Below are 21763 nucleotides of genomic sequence, written 5' to 3' on the forward strand. Positions count from 1 at the left end.
GGAGGTCAAAAATCTTAAAGAAAATGAAAAATATACTAGGGACACCCCTTATTAGGCGCTCTTAACTTCAGACTTTTTGTTTTCGAAAAATAGCTCGGGTTTACCCCTACCGTTAATAACATCAGCGGTAATGTGGCAACGACGAATACCATCAAGAAATGGTGCCTCATACATAATATCAAGCATTGCATTTTCTAGAATACTGCGTAAACCACGAGCTCCAGCATTAGTTTTAATGGCTTGACTAGCAATGCATTTTATCGCTTCGGAAGAGAAAGTGAGTTCAACTCGTTCAAGAGCAAAGAGTTTTTGATATTGTCTTACCAAAGCATTTTTCGGCTCAGTGAGGATGCTTTCAAGATCTCGTTGGCTAAGGTCGTCCATAGTGGCTAATACGGGCAGACGGCCGACAAATTCAGGTATTAGACCAAATTTAGTAAGATCTTGCGGTTCGAGATCACGCAATAATTCACCAACACAACGATCCTCTGATTTATGAATTTCTGCACCAAAGCCAAGTCCTTGACGACCAACTCGGCGCTGTACGAGTTGCTCAATACCAGTAAAACTACCACCACAAATAAATAGTACGTTGGTAGTATCTACTTGGCTAATTTCTGATTGACCATATTTCTTGGCACCTTTAGCAGGTACATTAGCTTTTGAACCTTCAATAATTTTTAGCAAAGCTTGTTGTACGCCTTCACCTGATACGTCTCTTGTTGTGGCAGGTGAATCGCCACCTTTACGAGCAATTTTATCAATTTCATCAATATAAATAATGCCACGTTGACAACGTTCAATGTCATTGTCAGCAGCAATTAAAAGATTGGCAACAATGTTTTCAACGTCTTCGCCGACATATCCAGCTTCAGTAAGAGTAGTGGCGTCAGCAATAGCAAATGGTACATCAAGCATGCGCGCCAATGTTTGAGCAAGCAAGGTTTTGCCAGTACCAGTTGGTCCAGCCAGTAAAACATTTGATTTATATAGCTCTACATTATGATGATCGTTATCATGATCTACAGATTTAGTTTCAACCGAAAGAGAATTTGAATCATTAGGATTGAGGCTATTGATACGCTTGTAGTGATTATAAACTGCGACAGCCAATATTTTTTTAGCTCGAGTTTGCCCAATAACATATTGATCAAGAAATGCGACAATTTCTTGAGGAGTGAATAGTTTTTTCGGCTTGTGTTCGGCTTGTTCGCGTTCAGCCTCTTCGTCAATTATATCAGTACATAGACGAATACATTCATCACAAATATAGACAGTTGGTCCAGCAATGAGTTTACGTACTTCTCGCTGACTTTTGCCGCAAAATGAGCAGGTTAACTGCCCACCTTGAAATTCTTTGCGTGCCAACGACTCCTCCTATTGCAACAGCGTACTCTTATTAGAAATCCTACCAGAGCACGTCTTTTTCAACCAAGAATTTCGATCAATAAAAGCCTAAAAAAACTCCATATTATATCTACTCCCCAGGAATTATCCTGGTTTTATTTACATTTTAACTATGTTACCCGGCATGATCTAAAGTACGGTATTAAATATGCCTACATGATATAACTAGCAAATTTTAACAGAGTAGCAAGTAAACAAATGTATAGTTAAGATATATCTGTAGCTATTATGCTCATAAACCTTGACAGTATGGCAACTTTTCTTTAAACAAGCGGACCTCCCGCGCCTGCGGAATATTTTTAAATAGGAGGCGTATCATGTACGCAGTAGTACGCACAGGCGGCAAGCAGCAGCGTGTTGAACCTGGTGAGCGTTTAAAAGTTGAAAAGCTTGATGGTGAAGTTGGCGCCGAAATTTCACTTAATGAAGTTTTATTTATTGGTGGCGAGGGTGAGCCAAAGATCGGACAACCTGTATTAACAGATGCAAAGGTTACCGCAAAAATCCTCAGCCATGGTCGTGGTGAAAAAATTCGCGTATTTAAAAGACGCAAACGCAAAGGTTTTCACAAAACCATTGGCCATCGACAAGAATATACTGAGTTAGAAATTCTTGGTATTGCAGAATAAATTATAAAATCATTTAACGTGTAGGTTTCTGTTATGGCACATAAAAAAGGTCAAGGATCATCACGTAACGGACGCGATTCAAATCCTAAGTATCGTGGGGTCAAAGTTGCTGACGGTTCGCCGGTTCAGGGTGGCAACATATTAGTACGTCAAGTTGGCACCAAGATCCATGCCGGTCGTTTTGTGGGACAAGGTAGAGATTATACCCTCTATGCTCGCACGGCAGGTGTTGTGCGTTACGAAAGCCACAAAAACCGAACAATAGCAGTTGTTTATCCTCAAAACACCGCTTTTAGCCTAAATTAAGCGGCAACTCATTGATTAGTTGAAGTGTCGTGCGTGGCTATAAATTTGTCGATGAAGCGGTAATTCACGTACGCTCAGGTCATGGTGGCGCGGGTTGTGTCTCTTTTCGCCGCGAGAAATTTATACCATATGGTGGCCCAGATGGTGGTGATGGCGGTAAAGGTGGCGATGTAATTGCCCTTGCCGATCCTCAGTTATCTACCTTACTTGATTTTAAGTTTATTCCCCGACAATTTGCCAAAAATGGTTTGCCTGGTGAAGGTGGTCGCCGTAGCGGTAAAGATGGCACTGATCGTATCGTTAAAGTGCCTGTGGGTACAGTTATCTACAATAATGACAGTGGCGATGTAATTGCTGATCTTAATCAACCACAAATGCAAGTAATTATTGCAAAAGGCGGCAGGGGAGGCTTAGGTAACGAACATTTTAAAAACTCGGTACGTCAGGCACCTCGATTTGCTCAACCAGGCGAAGAAGGATGTGAGTTATTTGCGCGCTTAGAGCTTAAACTATTAGCTGATGTTGGGCTCGTTGGTTTTCCAAATGTTGGCAAATCATCATTGATAAGCCGTATTTCAGCCGCTCGTCCAAAAATTGCTGATTATCCGTTTACTACCTTAACTCCTAATTTAGGCGTGGTGCGCTTTGGCGATATGCAACATTTTGTGGTTGCTGATGTTCCTGGATTGATCGTCAATGCTCATGCTGGGGCAGGTTTAGGTTCGCGTTTTTTACGTCATGTCGAACGAGTCCGTAGAATTGTGCATATGATAACAGTGCGCCCAGATGAAGAAGGACGAGACCCGATAAAAGATTTTGAAGCTATTGAGAAAGAATTAACGTTACATGATGCGACTTTAGCTAAAACTCCACGTATATTAGTGCTAAACCAAAATGATCTTGATTATGTGCGTCAAGCACAGTCTAGAGTTAAAATTTATGCCGAACAGCATAAAATACCTTTTTTCTCCATCTCTGCGGCTACTGGTGAGGGTATAAAAGAGTTAATTGAGTATTTAGGATCCATAATAACAAGTGAGCGAGCACAGCTTTAATAATCCCATTTTCGGTGTTTACCTGGTATAACCATATTTATTATATTGGTTTGTTTCCATTATTTAGCTACTTATCGTTTTATAAATTAAGTATCACGAAATAATAGTTAAAAGTCATGGCGTTTTGAACCAAGTGTTTGGTGAAAGACTACATGAGATGGCAAGCGCGATTATACATTTTGGCCGATCGCTAATACGCATTTATTCTTTACTGCGTTTTAGTTCTTATAAATCTATTTATTTTCAATATCATATCGTTATTATTTTTGTTTTTTGTTGCCTAATTTCCCATAAAGTTTTGGCGTTTAATAAGAGAGTGCTGCGTGTTGGGATTTATCAAAATAGCCCAAAAGTCTCATGGAATGCTTCAAAAAAGGCAGAAGGTATTTTTGTCGATATTATTGAAGCAATAGCAGCAGAAGAAGATTGGATGCTTAAATATGTATTAGGTTCATGGCAAGAGGGATTAGACCGTCTAGCCAACGGTGAACTTGATTTGATGACCGATATCGCTTTTACTGCTGATCGTGATCGATTGTATGATTTTCATCGCGAACCAGTACTAACAAGTTGGAATCAAATTTATATTCGTCATGATGCCAATATTCGTTCACTACTAGATTTACATCATCGACGAGTCGCTTTTTTAAAAGGGTCGATTCAACAAGAACAATTTCGTGGCATGGTTTCGGGTTTTGGTTTGTCGGTGGATCTTGTTCCTATGCATGATTTTGAACATGCTTTTCGTGTGGTAGCTAATGGTCAAGCTGATGCGGTAGTGACAAATCGTTATTATGGTGCTCTTCATGCTAGAGATTTTGGTCTAGTGGATACCGAAATTATTTTTAGTCCTACACAGCTTTATTTTGCTACATCTAAAGCAAAAAATTCTGAAATATTAAATGCTATTGATCGCCATTTAAAATATTTCAAAAAAGACCCGACTTCGGTTTACTTCAGATCACTTAGACATTGGACCACTAATGAGACTCCACCAATATTACCTTTTTGGTTATATTGGGTAGGTTTAGCTATAGCGTTTTTATTATTGGTAACACTATTATGGATCAGCACCTTAAGAAGTACAGCAGTGCGTTTGCGTAAAAGTGATCAACAGCAACGTCGATTATTAGTTGAGCTTGCACAAGCCAAAGAAGCTGCCGAGGCTGCTGACCGCATGAAGTCAGCCTTTTTAGCGACTATGTCACACGAATTGCGAACACCGCTAAATTCAATTATCGGCTTCACTGGCATACTTCTACAACAACTAGTCGGACCATTAAATGACGAACAAACAAAACAGATGGGAATGGTAAATAAAAGTGCCGAGCATCTTCTTGCATTGATTACCGATATTCTTGATTTATCAAAGATTGAAGCTGGGCAACTGCAAATTTTTCAAGCACCTTTTGATCTTGATATATTAATAAAGCGGGTAATAGCTACTGTAACACCGCAAGCAGATAAAAAGAATCTAACAATTACAACAAATATATCTTTAACTCAGTCTTTAATTAATAGTGATGAGCGACGTGTTGAACAGGTTTTGCTTAATTTACTTTCTAACGCCATTAAATTTACTGAGCGTGGTAATATACATATTACCGCGTCAGCTTATAAGTCGCAGATAAATCTGATGGTATCGGATACTGGCCTTGGCATTAAAGAAGAAGAAATAAATAAACTGTTTAAGCCATTTTTACAGTTAGATTTAGGTATCAATAAACGACATCAAGGTACAGGTTTAGGATTATCAATTTGTAAGCGTCTCGTTCATTTGCTTGGTGGTGATATTTGGGTGAAAAGTGAGTGGGGGAAAGGCAGTACTTTTGGTTTTTCTCTTCCGGCAATGTCGTAGGAGATACAATGAATACCACAGTTCTTTATATAGAAGATAACGAACAGAATTATTATTTGGTAAATTTTATCTTAACCGCTAATGGCTATCAGGTTAATTGGGCAAAAGATGGGCAGAGTGGAATTTTAGCCGCACTCAAATTAAAACCGAATTTGATTTTACTTGATATTCAATTACCAATAATGGATGGCTATGAAGTAGCGCATCAACTATGTACTTATGATGAGTTAAAAAATACCCCAATAGTAGCGCTTACTTCTTATGCGATGCCGGGTGATCGTGAACGCGCCCTGCAGAATGGTTGCATTGGCTATATAGAGAAGCCCATAAACCCAAGCATATTTGTTAATCAAATTGAAAGTTATTTGCTTAACGAAGAAGGTACTATTGGAGGGTCATCCAAATGACGAAGATATTAGTCGTTGATGATATTAGTGAAAATCGTAGCCTTTTGTTTTCGTTATTTGAAGGGCATGGCTTTAAAGTGACCGTAGCCGGTGATGGTGTTGAAGCGCTGTCGTTAGCTTATAATAACCCACCAGATTTGATTATTACTGATATTCTCATGCCGAAAATGGATGGATTTGAGCTTTGTCGAAAATGGAAAAGTGATAAGGTATTATATAATATTCCATTTATTATATACACAGCTACCTATACTGATCCTAAAGATGAACAACTTGCCTTAAATCTTGGAGCAGATTACTTTATAATTAAACCGAAAAAAGTCGAAAAATTATTACAAGTGGTGCATGATGCACTTAATCAGGATTCAAGTAAAACCAAGGATATGCGGCAACCATCTAGTGACAATATGGCTGATCTGTTGCGTCAATATAACGATGCATTAATTAGAAAATTAGAAAGTAAGATCCAACAACTCGAATCAGAAATTGACAGACGCCAAAAAGCTGAAAGCGAGTTAAGACGCACTACCATACTACTCGATTCGATAATAGAAAACATACCGGATCTTGTATATCTTAAAGATGCACAAGATTTGTGTTATATAAAATGTAATAAAGCTAGCGCCGAACTATTAGGATTTGATAGTTCGGCGCTTCAAGGCAAAAATGATTTTGATTTGTTTTCACCTGAGCAGGCTAAGGTTATTGTTCAAAATGACCGCGAAATTTTAAATTCGCATTGTAATATTGATGTTTCAGAAAATTCTTTTCAAACAGAAATGAAAGGTGAAAGAATTTTTCGTACCAAAAAGGTACCAATTTTTAATAGTAATAGCGAGCCAGAATATCTTTTAGGTATTGCAGAGGATATAACTGAATTTAAAAAAATATCTACTGAGCGTGAGAAATTACAAAAGCAATTATTAGTCTCGCAACGACTTGAATCAATTGGTCGTCTTGCTGGTGGTGTGGCGCATGACTTTAATAATTTTTTGTCCGTGATTTTATGCTATGCAGATAGCGCTTTAGCAAAACTTACAGATAATGATTCACTAAAAACGGATATAGATGAAATTAAGCAAGCCGGTCTAAAATCAGCAGTTTTGACTCGGCAACTCTTAACCTTTAGTTGTAAGCAACTTCTTGATCCTCAAGTAAAAAATCTAAATAGTATAATATTAGGAATAGAAAATATGCTTCGTCGTCTATTGAGGGAAGATATAATCGTTGATATTAAACTGGCTCAAGATATTGGCAACATTAAGGCAGATGTCGGACAGATCGAACAAGTTATTTTGAATCTTATAATCAATGCTCGTGACGCCATGCCGCATGGTGGTAAGCTAACAATAGAAACAGCTAACTTTAATATTGATGAGAGTCTTGCACAACAATTTATCTCTTTACGTCCAGGTGCTTTTGTATTGCTTTCAGTTAAAGATTCAGGTTGTGGAATGGATTCACTAACGCAAGAGCATATCTTTGAACCCTTTTATACTACTAAACAACACGGCAAAGGTACAGGTTTAGGTCTATCTCAGGTTTATGGAATCATCAAACAAAGCGGTGGTAGTATCCAGGTTTGCAGTGAACAAAACAAAGGTACTGATTTCAAAATATACTTACCGAGCGTATCTCATAATGCAACCGAATTTGTTAGCAAATCTGAACCAGTAATTAAAACTGGAAATGAGATGGTGCTTTTAGTTGAGGATGAAGAGACCGTACGTAAAATTACTGAACATATTTTACAAAACGCCGGATATCGAGTTAAAGCTGCCAAAAACGGAGATGAAGCATTACTTGTTTGTCAACAGGTAGAAGGTAACATAGATTTATTGCTAACAGATGTAGTTATGCCGCAAATAAGTGGACGTCATTTGGCCGAACAGATTGGAAGACTTTATCCTAGTTTGCGGACATTATTTATGTCTGGCTATAATGATAGCAGTATTATACCAAATAATTTACTTAAACCAGGTACTCATTTTATAACTAAACCTTTTACTGCAGTCGATCTTATCAGAGAGGTCCGTGATACTTTAGATTCTCATATGAAATCGCCTAACTCATAAATGAAAGGTGGTATGCTTAAAATTAAAAAATAATAAAAAGATGAAATTTTTAACTAATGAGTAGTGTTGAAAATATTAGATATTGAAATTAGTTTTGCTTTAGTTTTTATTTTATCAGATTGATTTTTGATTGGTGAATAAGCAATTAACAAGTCATGTCTAAAATTTATGCTGTTATTTTTTCATTTGTCGCTGTTAGTATATTACTATCATCCCATTATTACATTTGGGCGCGACTAGTACGTGATACTAATCTACCACAGCCTGTTCGTTTATTAGCTAATCTAACTATTATAACCTTAGGTGTTACTATCCCTGTTGGTTTCATATTACCCCATATAGGATTAGGTTTTACTAAACCGCTTATTTGGGCAAGCTATGTATGGTTAGGGATAACGTTTCTATTAGTGGTATTTTTAATCGATTTCGAGTTTATACATTTATTATTAAAATTAATTAAATCTATAGCTTATTTATTTAATAATAAGACAGTTTTGTCGTCTGTAGAGAAGTTACAATCAAAAATAGTGCCGCGTGTTGTGGCAATAATTTCATTAAGTCTTACTTTTGGACTCTGTTTTATAGGTATGAACAATGCTTTAAAAATTCCGAAAATCGAACACCAACAAATAAAAATCTCTAGGTTACCAATAAGTTTATCAGGCATGCGTATAGTACAAATTAGCGATCTGCATATCGGCAATTTAGTTAGCCGTTCATGGCTTGAACAAGTGGTAGTTGAAGTCAACTCATTATCTCCTGATGTAATTGTTATTACAGGTGATTTTGTAGATGGTTCAGTATCAGCTTTACAAAACGAAATTGCGCCTTTGGCAAAGCTTAAATCACGTTTAGGCGTATATGCGGTAACCGGCAACCATGAATATTATTCTGGTGTTGATACGTGGTTAGAACATTTGAGTAAGCTTGGCGTTAAAATGTTGCGAAACGAGCGAGTTACTTTAACTATGAATGGCGCAGAAATTGAATTGGCGGGTATTGACGATGCAGAAGCGGCACGTTTTGGTGATGAGCATGGGCCAGATCTTGATCAAGCTTTATTGGGGTATGACCACAAAAATCCCATTATATTATTAGCTCACCAACCTAAAGTTATTTCACAGGCAGCAGCGGCTGGTGTGGATCTGGTATTATCTGGCCATACTCATGGTGGGCAAATTTGGCCTTGGAGTTATATTGTAGCTTTAAGCCAACCAGTTCTTGCAGGTTGGCAGATGCAAGACAAGACCCAGATTTATGTAAGTCGTGGCACTGGATTTTGGGGACCGCCTATACGAATTAATGCGCCTTCTGAAATTACAGAAATTGAATTGATTAGAATTGATTAGGGATACTCCCTAATCAGTAAATAATTAATTAAAGATTTGCAGCAATTGCCTGCGCTAATTTAGCACCTTCGTTAGCATCCAAACTTGTGATCGGCCAACCAATGCCGAGGCCCTGTTTTTCGTTTGGGCGCGGAATAATATGAAAATGAACATGCATAACAGCTTGATGTGCAAGTGCTCCGTTATTTTGTAATACGTTATATGCCGATGTACCTGTAGCCTTCATGACTGCACGACAGATACGGGGAAGAACTCTACCTAAAGATTCTGCAGCAGCATCTGATAATGCATCAAGTGTTTCTGCGGGCTCTTTAGGGATTACCAAAGTATGCCCAGCAGAAAGTGGAGCAACATCAAGAAAGGCTAATACGTGATCATCTTCATAAATTTTATAACAGGGTATTTCGCCAGCGATAATACGTTTGAAAATTGTATCTGCCATAGAAAACTCACTTTCTTAAAAAAAATTTAAGCTATGCAGTGTCTATTATTATTGTGCAAGATTATCTTGCATCATTATTACCAAATAAACGCGTATACTCTTTATTAAATGTGGCACGCAAATCTATAGCTTCACTACGTGCTAGATATGGTTCTATAAGTTCTGGTGGCATGACAATCGTTACGTCTCGCAGAATTTCCATAGCTCGGGTAGCTTCCTGGGCACCGCGTTGAACACCTTGATGTATGTTTGCCAAAGCAGCTCGCAACTCGATTTCAAGTGGTTTTAATCCACTACGAGCCGCCAAGGCGATCGCTGCACATAATTGGGTATGAGCACGAGAGCGTTCGCCTTGTTCGAGCGTAGTTAAGCCTCTTAGTCCTTGCAACCAAGCAGAGTAATCGCGTCGCTTTGATTCTTCAATTTCTTGCGTGAGTCTATCAGTAATCATAGTTGCGAATCTGGTTGCTGCAATACTTAAACAACTTCGTCCTGCATATACCAGAGGCCGTACACGTTGTCCGGGATCTTCAATAGCTTTAACCAGTTCTAATATTAACGAAGTAATATTTTGCGCTGGTTCACGATTTCCACAGCACAATGCGAGCCATGCATTAATGGCATTTATTTCTGCATTCAATAAGCGATCTTCAAGGCTGCGGCTAATCGATTGCGTATGATTAAGAAATGCCTGAGCAGCCTGATAATTGCCTACTTCAGTATATGAATAAACTAATTCGAGGGCGCTGTAAGCGCTGCCACGCGAATCACCTACTTCGTTGGCAACATCAACTGCAGCATGTAAAGCAATAAATGCGGGTTTAAATTCACCTAAACGTGCTCGTACACTACCTATATCTCTTAGACCGGCGATTTGTTCTGCTCGAGCACCAAGACTACGAGCTAGTTCTAAAGAATAGGTGTAATGTTCAATGGCTCGATCTAAAAAACCTTGACGTATTTGTATATTACCTAACTGACGATATAACTGCGCTTCACGTAATTTATCTTTACTTATGCGTGCGTTACGCCGACCTCGCATTAATACATGACGAGCTGTCTCAAAGCGACCACTTCGGATTAGGCCACGTCCTAAGACTACGCTGGCGTCAGCAATACTAACTGAATCACCCAAACGACGAGCACGTTGCAGGGCACGTCGTGCATAACGTACAGCTGAAATTAACTCGCCACGACCTTGAGTAAGGCGAGCTAATTCAAGTAATACTTCAATAGCAGCAGCTTCATTATCCTTACCATCGAGTAATTCTAAAGCACCGCATAAAACTTTTTCGCCATGACGTGAATCACCACGAGCTGCAGCAATACGCGCGGTTAAACGATCAGTCGCGGCTAATAGTATTGGTTCAATTTGTGCTTCAGCTTCTAAAAATAATTTTGCTTTTTCTACTAAAGTTTGTGCTTCTTTTACCATACCCTTTAAGAGTTTGACCCCACCAAGACCAAGAGCTGCTAAAATGGTGAGTTGTGAATTTTCGTTGCAATCGTTGGTTTCCATTGCTTCGTTAAACCAAGACGAAGCATGTTCAAGTTCACCTGTGCGTTCATAAAGTTTACCAAGTCGTAGCGCTATTTGAGTTGCTTGGTTTTCAGTTTTGTCTGATATGCATGTGTAGGCTCGCAAATAATAGCTTATAGCGCGACGATCCGCGCAAAGGCTGGCAGCCTGTTCAGCAGTTTCTTTGGCTATTGCAATAGCTCGAGCGTCATTACTGCCACGTAAAATATGTTCAATCTCTTCTTCGCTGCGAATTGTGCCAACTCGTATTGCGGCAAAAAGTTCTGCGGCATTGTCATGTAATTGACGACGGTGCGATAGGGGTATGTTTTGGTAGATTAAAGTTTGAGTAGTGCGTGAGCTAAATTTATAATTTGACTCAGCAGTAGTCCCAGAAAAATCTAGTAGTTCAGTACCTGCAAGTTTCGCTAGAGTAGAATTTACTAACTCATACTGTAAATTAGTGATAGTAGCAATTCGATTAGCATCAAGGTTGGTGTTTAAAACTGCCGCTGCCCATAAAACATTACGTGCAATGGTTGAAAGTTCGCCTGTACGTTGTAAGACAAAATTATAATCCGCATGGCGAACAGGTCGATAACGTCCGCCAACAAATACCCACCGGTTTCCTCGAAGTTGTATGGTTCGATCAACTATCATACGTGCTAAAGTTTTTTCAACTAAGCTTGGCATTCCTTGGCTATCACGAACAAGTCTATCTAATGCTGGAGCAGGTAGTTGTAATCCATGCAGACGATGTGCTGTTAATCTTGCTACTTCAATAGTAGATAACTGACGTAAACGTATTAGATTGGCATTTGAGCCAAATAGGGTGGTACTTGAAGGTACAGTTTCTGAAGGTTCACAAGCGGCAATAACCAATAAAGGCAATTTATGAGAAGCCCTGCCGAAAGCTAAAAGTACTTCAATCACTACCGGATCAGCTTTTTGCAAATCATCTAATAGTATTGCGGTTGGAGATTGTCCTAAAGCTTTGGCTAAAAATATTCCGATTCGCGATGAAACCTCTGCCAAAACCTCAGAACGTTCGATTGTCAAATCTGTATTATTTGTTACAAGATTAAGTTCAGGTGGATGAGGATATTCAGGGCACAATACATGTACGGCATGCATCATTTGTTTAATGGGGCTTTGTGCCTCATTAGTCACAGACCATTTGAATACTCTTAATCCAATAAGATTAAACAGCATTGACAATTCACGAAGCAGAGGAGACTTGCCAACACCTACAGGGGCTTCAAGACACCAGAGACTACCGCGTGACTTGCGTCGCGCTGCTAAAGCGGCTCGGCGTAAACGTTGTCGTATATTATGGCGATGTGAAGCTGCTCCAACTCGCATCATTCTTTCAGTAATTGAACGAGGTGGTCCACGACGTAATTCGATATCAGCAATGCGTGCTAAAGCGCGCGCTGCTTCTTCAGCATCACTATATCGCATTTTTGGATCTGGATTTAATAGTTTTATTATAAATGCCGAAAAGCTTTCTGGAATAAGTGGATTAATACGATTAGGTGCTGTTGGTAAAACGGTTAGCCGTTTAGCGACATCGTGTAAGGTGCGAGCAGATTCCTCTGGTAATAATAATTCATATAATAGGGCGCCGAGTGAATATAGATCGGCTCTGCCGTCAATAGCGTCACCGCGTGCTACTTCAGGTGCTATATAGGGCAGTGTACCAGCAGCTAGAGTGCGCGACCCAACCTTGATTGCTAAACCCAAATCAATCAAACGTACTAATGGGGTTGGGCTAACGCCTAAGATTAATAAATTTTTTGGTTTAAGATCACGATGCACCAAACCACGAGCATGCAATACACTCACAGCTTCAAGTGCTTGCAATGCAATAGCAGCCAATAAATCAGGACTGGCGCGACCAACTAATTCGCCTAAATGAGTGCCTGCTACATAATCCATCGTATAATATGGTTGACCATCAACCGTGATACCAAAATCGTATGCAGATACAATATTGGGGTGACGTAATTCACAAAGGCGAAAATATTCTCGGCGAAAGTCTCGTAGGCGACCACGTTCAGTGGCAAGTTTTAAAGCACGCACTACTTCATGAACACGATCTCGCACTAAATACACGCAAGTGTCTGTACCACGACCAAGCTCGCTTATTACTTCAAAGCGCGGATCTGAAAAATTCGTCATTAGTAAGCGAGAACAGGCTTAATTACTAAAAGGTTTTAGTAAACAGCTTTTAAATGCGCCTTATGATAGCCAAGAGTTTCTGCTTTAGCCGCTAAATTTTTAGCTTGCTTGTACATTGATGACAGTAAAAAGATCTACGTCAACCAACCCGCAGTTAGTTAACTTTAATGAAGGAATTACAGGTAAACTTAAAAAAGCAAGCTGTAAGAAAGGTTCAGGTAATATACAACCAATATGGCGTGCTGCTTTTTTTAATGTCTCAATAGTTTTAGCAAGCTCATCTGGAGATGAATCTGACATTAAACCACCATATGGCAAATTAAGTTGAGCTATAATTGTTTGATTTTGTGCGACTGAAAAACCGCCACCGGAATTAATTATACCAGCTAATGCAATACACATGTCGTTAGTGTTATCACCAACAACAATTAGATTATGACTGTCATGGCCCACGCTTGAAGCGATAGCACCATTTAGTTCACCAAAGCCATAAACGTAGGCATTGGCAGGTTTTTGTTGATGTCCATAGCGTTCTAATACAGCTAAGCGACAAACACCTTTCGCATTGTGTTGGCTAACGGTTCTGCCAGTTATTATTTTTCCGGGTTCGACAGTAATTACATGTACAGTGCCAGACACCCCTTCTAACTCACACGCTTGGGGAACCGTAGCCTTAACAGTATGCATTAGCTCTTGTGCGTCTAGCTCTTGTGCGTCTAAGTGATATGAACCAGAAGAGAAAGTTGTAATATCAACACCTACTTTAAACACTCTATTAATTTGGCAAGTGGCAACATCATCAAGCATGACTAAATCAGCTTTATATCCAGGGGCTATAGCACCAACGCGATTAAAGCCCTGATGCAAACCATAGTGTCGTGCCACATTGTATGACGCAGAGCGATAAACTAGTTCAGGTGCGGTGCGATACTCGATTGATTTGGCCAATGCTGTGCGCAGCACATGATCGAGATGGCCTTCATGGGCAATATCATATGGATTGCGATCATCAGTGCAGAAACCAATACTGGCGCACGTTGTATGTGTTAATAGTGGTACAAGGGCATGAGCATCTTTGGCAACGCTGCCTTCACGGATCCATACTGCCATACCTTTTTGAATTTTTTCTTTTGCTTCATTTATATTTGATGATTCGTGACAACTAGTTATACCTGCAGCAGCATATGCTGATAATGATTTACCGCAAAGTAGTGGCGCATGCCCATCAATTGGTTTATTTGCAAAGACTAATAGTTTTTCGATTACTTCGTTACTAGCGTTAAGCACCCCTGGGTAATTCATCATTTCAGCAAGACCAAGGGCACGAGGATGCTCAGCTAATTGTGCTAAAGTGTCTGCATTAATATCGCCACCACCATTAGTTTCAAGATGAGTTGCCGGAACACATGAACTAAGCATTACCCACAGATCGATGGGTGAATGTGTAGCGGCATCAAGAAAATATTTTATGCCGTGAGTGCCAACCACATTTGCAATTTCATGCGGGTCACAAATTGCTGTAGTAGTACCTCGTTTTACTACAGCGTTAGCAAAGATGGACGGCAGCATCATGGAACTTTCAATGTGAGTATGCGCATCAATAAAGCCCGGTACTAAAGTGCACCCTTTGCCATTAATGGTTTGTTTTGCTGCTTGACCTTCAAAGCCAACGATAACGCCATTATCTATACTGACCGAGCCAGTGATAAAACGTGAAGAAAATACATCTAACCATCTAACATTATCGATGCGCAGGTCACATTCACGTGTGCCTAAAGCGGCATCGAGACGACGTTGTAGGTTTTCACGATTTGGGCTTTTTATATTCATGGCTTTGGGCTTGCTGAAATGAAAATTTTAATTTGGTTCAATCCTGGTTAAAAAATTTAATTTGTCGAAGTCTTTATCGAATGAGTAGATTTCTGGTTCTTTGCAATTTTCTAATAAAGCTGCCAAGTAGCAGTCGGTCAGGTCAATATTTCTTGCTGACCAATATTCAATTGATTTTTTTAAAACAGATTTTCCCTGGATATTTATGGTTTTCAAGTCAAGTATGATACTAATCGCTTTATATATTTCTATACGTGAAATCTTATAAATACGATTTAAAACATAAATCACTTCGAACAATACAGGTAAGGTCAATTCGACATGCTCTTGTCCTGATTGAAGCCTAGCAAACAGAGTTCTACATCCTTTGGTTTGTTTTTTATCATCATTGGCTAAATAGCGAATAATTATATTGGCATCGATTAGCTTCATTTTTTCCAGCTTTCCAAATAACCCTCAGCTATGGCGTCTTCAATATCCTGTTTTGATGGTTTGGACTTCGATGCGAAAATTCCAGCTAACTCCATAACATTTTTTGTTTTTACAGGAACTATTTTTATGTAATTACCACAATCAACTACATCAACATCGGAATGTGCGTGAATACCAAACTTACGTCGTAGAGTTGCTGGGATAACAATCTGCCCTTTATCAAAAACTTTGCTTAGCATGATGTTCTCCATAGTTATATTTAATTAATTATGTATAACTTATTTATATTTGTCAAACTACATGTTGTAGAATAACCATAAATACTTGACAATTCAATCATCCGTTTCTAGATGGCCATAATTCCTTAAGTTAACAATAACAGTTTTAGTTTTTGAGTATGTAAGCAGGGTCGTTAATGGATAAGAGTGATGTCTATATGGCACACTCCACAAAGGTTTTGTGGCTCTGACAAACGACAAAATAGAGGCTATTCGTGAGCGGGCAGATATTGTCCAAATCATAGGGGCCTATATTTCTCTTAAGAAACAAGGCCAACGTTTTGTCGGTCTTTGTCCATTTCACCAAGAAAAAACTCCTTCGTTCTCAGTTTCGCAAGATAAAGGTTTGTTTTATTGTTTTGGTTGTCATGCAGGTGGGGATGTTTTTGCCTTTATAATGAAGCGCGAAGGTTTAGATTTTTTTACCGCAGCGCGCAAACTTGGTTCGCAAGTAGGAATAGAACTTGAGCCAGAATCTGAAGCTAAGACCAAAGCTCGTAAAATAGAAGAAAGTTTAGTGCAGGCAAATATATATGCCTTAGCTTTTTTTCAGCATAAGTTATGGGAGGCTAATGGAGAGCAAGCGCGTAAATATTTATTAGATAGGGGGATGGTGCAATTGTTGATGCGTGAGTGGCGTTTGGGATTTGGTGGTGATTCTCGTGATTTTTTTAACTATATGGATAGCAAGCAAGTACCCAGAAAATTATTAAATAAAACCGGGCTGTTAAGTGAAGATGAGCAAAGATTGTTATTCGAAGGACGGGTAGTTTTTCCGGTATATGATACTCTAGGCAGATTGTGTGGTTTTGGTGGTCGCCGAATTGTTGAGAACAATTCACCAAAGTATCTTAACACGAAAGAGAGCCCGGTTTTTATTAAACGACGTTTACTATTTGGTTGGGATCATGCTGAGAATATTATCCGCCAAAAGAGTCGGGTGGTGGTTGTAGAAGGCTATATGGATGTAATTGCCTCCCATGCTGCCGGAATTACCCATACAGTTGCGGCATTAGGTACGGCGTTTACCCAGGATCACGCAAGACAATGTGCACGCTTAGCAAAAGAAGCAATATTGTTGTTTGATGGTGATGCACCTGGAAGGGCAGCGTCGTTTAAAGCGGCCGAGCAATTATTAAGAGCAAAATTAGTAACCAAAATCGCGGTGTTGCCGGTAGGTTTAGATCCAGATACTTATTGGCGAAAAAATGGTGCTGATGCTTTAGCGCAATTAGTTGAGCAGGCAGAATCAGTTATTGAGTATTTTATGAATATTAGCTTTTCCGAGGCCCAAACTATTGAGGCTAAAGCTAATGCAGCTCGCGAAGTTTGGCCGCTAATTTTGTCTCTTGGCCAAGGACTTGAGCGGGATTTATATACTTCTCGTCTGTCTGAAAAAATGGGTATGCCGGTGCAACAATTAACTCGGCACATGCAAAAATTAACAATTTCACAAAGATTTTCTCAACCAAGGACGTTAGAAGAAACAAAACGTAATCAAAATCAACAAAAAACGTCTGAAAAACCAAGTGCACAGGTTGCACCAACTGCATCAATAGACAATAGAGAGTTAGCAATTTTACGGGAATTGGCACTTTATCCAGAGTTGCGGCCAAAACTAGGAACTCTAATTGAGTATGCTCAGGAGTCAATAACGCGTCGGATCCTCGAAGAATTGGCAACAACTGACGACGATCTGACGACAATATGTATGAGACATAGTAATGGCGATAAGCGCTTATTACGATTGGGCCGGGTACGACCGGCCATACGATCAAATGAAATGGCAAATGAAATGGCAAATGAAATGGCAAATGAAATGGCAAATGAAATGGCTGAAAGAGCAGCCAGGACATTTGATGATGTTTTAAGAAGAATGAAGGCTCGACACGTGGACGCAGCGCTACAAGACGTGCTACGCGAGCTTAGCGAAGTCGAGGCTAGAGGTGAGGACCCCAGTGAGATTATTCGCAGACAAAAAGATTTAAGTCGGCGAAAAAAAGCGCTCTTGCGCGATCGTAATCAACGATAGTGCAGGTAAGAATTGGTTTTCTTCAGGAGGAAGTAAGGCATGGCGCAAAAGCGGATAGGGTTGGGCAATAAGCAGGCTCGAAATGATAAAAAAGAAAAAATAGATGTTAAGACTAGTACTGATAATGAGACTGCACCCAATAATGATTATAGCGATGACTTTGCTGATGCCGGTGATTTATTTGCTTGTGGGCCTTCGAGTAAATCATCAAAAAATCTACAATCAGTAACAGAATCCAAAGAAATTAAGATTCTATTAGATAAAGGTAAAGATCAAGGCTTCGTTACTATGGATGAAGTTAACGATGCTCTTGATGATAACGTGTCTTTAGATCAAATCGATGAAATTTTTGAACTGTTCTCGAAAAGCGACATAGAAATTGTTGATAAAAAACAAGGTATTGCAGCGCGAACGAGTAGTGCCATTGCAAAATTAAAAAAACTTGGTGAAGAAGAAGATGCTGCGGGCAAATCTAGTGATCCCGTTCGTATGTATTTACGTAAAATGGGTTCAGTGCCTTTATTGACGCGTGAAGGTGAAGTTGAAATTGCTAAACGTATCGAAGAAGGTGAAAAAGAAGTTTTATCTGTAGTTATCTCGTCTGCCATTGCAATTTCTGAAATCATCGACCTTGGTGATAAACTGCGTAGCGGAAAAGTACGCTTACGCGATGTGGTTCGCGATATCGAAGAGCAAATAACTGATGAGTTGGATAATGAAGACGATACTATTGATGATTTAGAAGAGTTGGTAGATGAACAAGATGAGTCTAGTGAGCCAATAGAAGAAGAAATAGAATCAGCAGATGATTCGCGGGTACAACGAGTTTTAAACCAGATTGATAAAATTGCTAAACTCAACAAAGATGTTGAAAAATTATTTGCTCAGTTAGATGTGAAAAATATTACCGAAAAGCAAGCGCAAAAAATTAAGAACCATATTGATAATAACCGAGTGCAAATGGCTAGCGCTCTTGAAGAAGTGCGCATTCATAAAAAACAAATTGACCGTATCGTACTTAAACTCAAATCTTACATTCGCCGTGTCGAAAAAGCTGAAGCAGAGGTACATATAATTGAGCGACAGCTAAATCTCGATGTCAAAGAGTTGCGTAAAGTTTTACGTGAGGCCAGCGTTTCTATCAAAGAAGAGCGTCGTATTTGCAAAAAGTTTACGATTAGGGTCGAAGAGTTACACGATATCGATAGAATAGTTAAAAGTGCACAGCGAAAAATTCGTCGCATCGAAGAAGAAGCAGGTGTTTCTATCGATCGCTTACGTGAAACTTATACTGCAATTATTCATGGTGAACGCAAGGCTGAGCGCGCCAAAGATGAGCTTGTTGAAGCTAATTTACGCCTGGTAGTATCAATAGCGAAAAAATATACCAATCGTGGGCTGCAATTTCTTGATTTAATTCAAGAAGGCAATATCGGTTTAATGAAAGCCGTTGATAAATTTGAATATCGCAGAGGTTATAAATTTTCTACTTACGCTACTTGGTGGATACGACAAGCTATTACGCGCGCTATTGCTGATCAAGCACGCACGATTCGTATTCCAGTACATATGATTGAAACCATTAATAAACTTATTCGTACCTCGCGTTATTTGGTGCAAGAAATTGGTCGTGAGCCATCTCCTGAAGAAATAGCAGCAAAGATGGAATTGCCACTTGAAAAAGTACGTAAGGTTTTAAAAATAGCCAAAGAACCAATTTCGCTGGAAACGCCGATTGGCGAAGAAGAAGATTCACATTTAGGTGATTTTATTGAAGATAAAGGCGTCAGTTCACCTTCTGACAGTGTTATTAATGATAATCTTGCCGAGCAAACTCGCAAAGTCTTAGCAACGTTAACTCCCCGTGAAGAAAAAGTGCTACGTATGCGTTTTGGTATTGGTGAAAAGAGTGATCATACTCTTGAAGAGGTCGGGCAAGATTTTGAAGTTACACGTGAGCGTATACGCCAGATCGAAGCCAAAGCATTGCGTAAATTGCGACATCCATCACGATCAAAACGTTTACGTTCTTTTGTTGAGAATTAGGTGAGAATTAGAGACAGCCTCTAAAAAGACCTAAGGCAATTTAGATTTAATTTTAACTCTTTGCACTTTTACGCCATCAAGCTCTACGGTTGATATTATTTCTGCGCAGTTATTAATCTCTTGTTCAAAACGCCTTTGCCATTTTTTTGAACCATAGACATGATGCCATTGTGAACTGAGTATAACAACATGATTAACTGATGCAGGTAATTTACATATTTCATTGCCACGATTAAGCATTAAAGGTTTATTATTAATTCCGTAGTAGGTAAGAATAGGGCTGCCCCAAAATGGGCGAATTGAGACGTCATCCATAGGTTTAAGTAGATTTTTTGCAATTGCTATTGCTTCACGCCAATTTTCATGGCGACCGAAACGTTGTTCAAATGTAATTAAAGAGGCAATTAAGCTAAGAGTTAATATTGCAGCAACAACCAAACGTTTGTTTTTAGATAAGCGAAAAAAACCATATGCAGCTAACAGCCAGTAACCCGGAAGTAAAATTAAAAGATTACGCGGATTAGCAATAGGAATAATTATACTAATCAAGCTGGCAATTATTAGCGTGATAGCTAGTAACAAAGCTAGTGGATGAATGGTTCGTAAATAACTCCAGCATTTTAACTTGCTACTGCGAACGCTAACTAAATCGAATAGTTTTAATCCCAACAGAGCAACAGTTGTTAAAATGGCTGCCCAGCTAGATGCTTTTGGCCACAAATCATTACAAAAAACGAACACTGCCACATAGAGTATCATCATACCTAAAAAAGGCAGAATCCATTTATGCGAAAATACTTTATTTTTATTTAGGTGCTCAGCTATTAGACTTTGCTTAGAAGATGAATCGAGATTATCGCTGGTATTAAAAGATACTTTATTTTTAGGGGTATTTTGTTTAGAACCATAAATAACTAAAATTAACAATAATAACCCGACAATCATTTGAGTCGCAGTTACTGGTATCGCAGAGCTAGGTGCAAATAATTTAATAACTTGTTCTAGTTGTATATAGTGTATTGCAGTGATAGCACGTACGCCAAGTAGAAGTTGTCGCACATTGGTAATAAACAGAGGGCTAAGAGAACATAATAAGATAAAAGCGGTATCTTGTAATTTCTTTGCTGCATCATCTCTAAAATATGCAAAACGCAAAATTAAGTATGACGAAATAGCTAAAATAGTACCAAAATGATGAGTAGCAGCCAAAAGCCAGCATGCCGTTGCCCAGGAAAACATACGATATTTTGTTGGACCACGTAAAGCAAGAGATGTTGTGGTTAAACTAACAAGAGCAGAAAATACAATTAATAGACTGTAACCGCGGGCCCAGAAAGCATAACGTATTACTACAGGCGATAAAACCACTCCTAACAAAGCAAAAAGTGTAACTTTATTACCAAACAAGAAACGCCCGTAAAGAAAAATTATGGTTCCCAGTGCAATTGTGGCAAATACCGAGAGTAGGCGAATAGACCATTCACTATAGGCGCCAAGTAACCTACTTGTGTAGACAATAGCATAGTAAAGAGGTGGCCAAGTATCATCGGCAATGGTTTTATAAGATTGTGAGAAATAAATAGTATATGCTTCGTCAAAAATAAGCGATAAATTTAATCTATATGAAAACCAAATATAAATAAAAACTATCGAAAAAATTGCGAGAAATAGCCATAATTTATTTTGTGAATTTTTCATGAAAATATTGGTCGTCAAGAGTCAAAAGTGTCAAACAGAGTCAAAAGTGTCAAACGATATAGATTACATAAATTAAATACAACTTGATATAAAAGTTGAGTCAAATGTGTCAAACGATATTAACTAATCACAACTTGATATAAAAGTTGTCTTCTAATTCTAGCAGTATCGTAATGACCTTCATTATTTGTTAATTTTCATTATATTTAGCAGCAACTA

16 protein-coding genes are annotated in these 21763 nt (G+C 38.9%); 9 read left to right on the forward strand and 7 right to left on the reverse strand.

From position 1 onward, the window contains the following. Nucleotides 1–51: 51 nt before the first annotated feature. A complete protein-coding gene (gene clpX / locus JW841_06235) occupies nucleotides 52–1368 on the reverse strand; it encodes an ATP-dependent Clp protease ATP-binding subunit ClpX (GenBank protein MBN1960525.1) in 1317 nt (438 codons plus the stop codon). Between the two features lie 356 nt (nucleotides 1369–1724). Between clpX and rplU the strand changes: the two genes are divergently transcribed. The 7 genes from rplU to JW841_06270 all read left to right on the forward strand — a co-directional run bounded on the left by rplU (nucleotide 1725) and on the right by JW841_06270 (nucleotide 9086). Beyond that, nucleotides 1725–2036 carry a 50S ribosomal protein L21 gene (rplU, locus tag JW841_06240; protein MBN1960526.1) on the forward strand — a complete coding sequence of 104 codons (312 nt, stop codon included), beginning with the start codon at nucleotides 1725–1727 and terminating at the stop codon, nucleotides 2034–2036. Between the two features lie 33 nt (nucleotides 2037–2069). Continuing rightward, the gene (gene rpmA / locus JW841_06245; GenBank protein ID MBN1960527.1) at nucleotides 2070–2342 is read left to right on the forward strand and encodes a 50S ribosomal protein L27; all 273 of its coding nucleotides are present in this window, start codon (nucleotides 2070–2072) and stop codon (nucleotides 2340–2342) included. Nucleotides 2343–2371: 29 nt separating this feature from the next. Further along, entirely contained in the window at nucleotides 2372–3397 is a 1026-nt protein-coding gene (obgE, locus tag JW841_06250) for a GTPase ObgE (protein ID MBN1960528.1), read from the forward strand. Nucleotides 3398–3713: 316 nt separating this feature from the next. After that, complete coding sequence (locus tag JW841_06255; GenBank protein MBN1960529.1) at nucleotides 3714–5255, forward strand: transporter substrate-binding domain-containing protein; 1542 nt, start codon at nucleotides 3714–3716, stop codon at nucleotides 5253–5255. Nucleotides 5256–5263: 8 nt separating this feature from the next. Next, the gene (locus tag JW841_06260) at nucleotides 5264–5662 is read left to right on the forward strand and encodes a response regulator (protein ID MBN1960530.1); all 399 of its coding nucleotides are present in this window, start codon (nucleotides 5264–5266) and stop codon (nucleotides 5660–5662) included. After that, a complete protein-coding gene (locus JW841_06265; GenBank protein ID MBN1960531.1) occupies nucleotides 5659–7737 on the forward strand; it encodes a response regulator in 2079 nt (692 codons plus the stop codon). Before JW841_06260 ends, JW841_06265 begins: the two co-directional genes overlap by 4 nt. 155 nt (nucleotides 7738–7892) lie before the next feature. Continuing rightward, nucleotides 7893–9086, forward strand: a complete 1194-nt coding sequence (locus tag JW841_06270; protein ID MBN1960532.1) for a metallophosphoesterase — start codon at nucleotides 7893–7895, stop codon at nucleotides 9084–9086. A gap of 28 nt (nucleotides 9087–9114) precedes the next feature. Here the strand turns inward: JW841_06270 and JW841_06275 are convergent, their stop codons facing one another. The 5 genes from JW841_06275 to JW841_06295 form a co-directional block, all read right to left on the reverse strand. After that, nucleotides 9115–9528: an HIT family protein gene (locus tag JW841_06275; GenBank protein ID MBN1960533.1), complete on the reverse strand. Its 414-nt coding sequence runs from the start codon at nucleotides 9526–9528 to the stop codon at nucleotides 9115–9117. Nucleotides 9529–9589: 61 nt separating this feature from the next. After that, nucleotides 9590–13228 (reverse strand): protein kinase, encoded by a 3639-nt coding sequence (locus JW841_06280; GenBank protein ID MBN1960534.1) that lies wholly within the window; start codon nucleotides 13226–13228, stop codon nucleotides 9590–9592. Between the two features lie 99 nt (nucleotides 13229–13327). Next, a complete protein-coding gene (gene ade / locus JW841_06285; protein MBN1960535.1) occupies nucleotides 13328–15058 on the reverse strand; it encodes an adenine deaminase in 1731 nt (576 codons plus the stop codon). Between the two features lie 27 nt (nucleotides 15059–15085). Next, nucleotides 15086–15490 carry a PIN domain-containing protein gene (locus tag JW841_06290; protein ID MBN1960536.1) on the reverse strand — a complete coding sequence of 135 codons (405 nt, stop codon included), beginning with the start codon at nucleotides 15488–15490 and terminating at the stop codon, nucleotides 15086–15088. Then, nucleotides 15487–15729 carry an AbrB/MazE/SpoVT family DNA-binding domain-containing protein gene (locus tag JW841_06295; protein MBN1960537.1) on the reverse strand — a complete coding sequence of 81 codons (243 nt, stop codon included), beginning with the start codon at nucleotides 15727–15729 and terminating at the stop codon, nucleotides 15487–15489. Before JW841_06295 ends, JW841_06290 begins: the two co-directional genes overlap by 4 nt. Nucleotides 15730–15949: 220 nt before the next feature. On the opposite strand from JW841_06295, the gene JW841_06300 reads away from it, so the two are divergent. Together JW841_06300 and rpoD are read left to right on the forward strand one after the other, a co-directional pair. Next, complete coding sequence (locus JW841_06300; GenBank protein MBN1960538.1) at nucleotides 15950–17800, forward strand: DNA primase; 1851 nt, start codon at nucleotides 15950–15952, stop codon at nucleotides 17798–17800. A 39-nt stretch (nucleotides 17801–17839) separates the two neighbouring features. Continuing rightward, nucleotides 17840–19846, forward strand: coding sequence for an RNA polymerase sigma factor RpoD (gene rpoD / locus JW841_06305; protein MBN1960539.1), 2007 nt, complete (start codon nucleotides 17840–17842; stop codon nucleotides 19844–19846). A 30-nt stretch (nucleotides 19847–19876) separates the two neighbouring features. On the opposite strand, the gene JW841_06310 is transcribed toward rpoD, so the two are convergent. Next, complete coding sequence (locus tag JW841_06310) at nucleotides 19877–21544, reverse strand: hypothetical protein (protein MBN1960540.1); 1668 nt, start codon at nucleotides 21542–21544, stop codon at nucleotides 19877–19879. Nucleotides 21545–21763: the final 219 nt, after the last annotated feature.

It is taken from the genome of Deltaproteobacteria bacterium, assembly GCA_016931625.1.
In the GTDB taxonomy this organism is placed as follows: Bacteria; Myxococcota; XYA12-FULL-58-9; order XYA12-FULL-58-9; family JAFGEK01; genus JAFGEK01.

What these genes read in the sequence shown, in the direction of transcription:
- rplU (MBN1960526.1), top strand. Translation starts at nt 1,725, where the DNA reads ATGTACGCAGTAGTACGCACAGGCGGCAAGCAGCAGCGTGTTGAACCT.
- rpmA (MBN1960527.1), top strand. Translation starts at nt 2,070, where the DNA reads ATGGCACATAAAAAAGGTCAAGGATCATCACGTAACGGACGCGATTCA.
- JW841_06260 (MBN1960530.1), top strand. Translation starts at nt 5,264, where the DNA reads ATGAATACCACAGTTCTTTATATAGAAGATAACGAACAGAATTATTAT.
- JW841_06265 (MBN1960531.1), top strand. Translation starts at nt 5,659, where the DNA reads ATGACGAAGATATTAGTCGTTGATGATATTAGTGAAAATCGTAGCCTT.
- JW841_06270 (MBN1960532.1), top strand. Translation starts at nt 7,893, where the DNA reads ATGTCTAAAATTTATGCTGTTATTTTTTCATTTGTCGCTGTTAGTATA.
- JW841_06275 (MBN1960533.1), bottom strand. Translation starts at nt 9,528, where the DNA reads ATGGCAGATACAATTTTCAAACGTATTATCGCTGGCGAAATACCCTGT.
- JW841_06280 (MBN1960534.1), bottom strand. Translation starts at nt 13,228, where the DNA reads ATGACGAATTTTTCAGATCCGCGCTTTGAAGTAATAAGCGAGCTTGGT.
- ade (MBN1960535.1), bottom strand. Translation starts at nt 15,058, where the DNA reads ATGAATATAAAAAGCCCAAATCGTGAAAACCTACAACGTCGTCTCGAT.
- JW841_06290 (MBN1960536.1), bottom strand. Translation starts at nt 15,490, where the DNA reads ATGAAGCTAATCGATGCCAATATAATTATTCGCTATTTAGCCAATGAT.
- JW841_06295 (MBN1960537.1), bottom strand. Translation starts at nt 15,729, where the DNA reads ATGCTAAGCAAAGTTTTTGATAAAGGGCAGATTGTTATCCCAGCAACT.
- rpoD (MBN1960539.1), top strand. Translation starts at nt 17,840, where the DNA reads ATGGCGCAAAAGCGGATAGGGTTGGGCAATAAGCAGGCTCGAAATGAT.
- JW841_06310 (MBN1960540.1), bottom strand. Translation starts at nt 21,544, where the DNA reads ATGAAAAATTCACAAAATAAATTATGGCTATTTCTCGCAATTTTTTCG.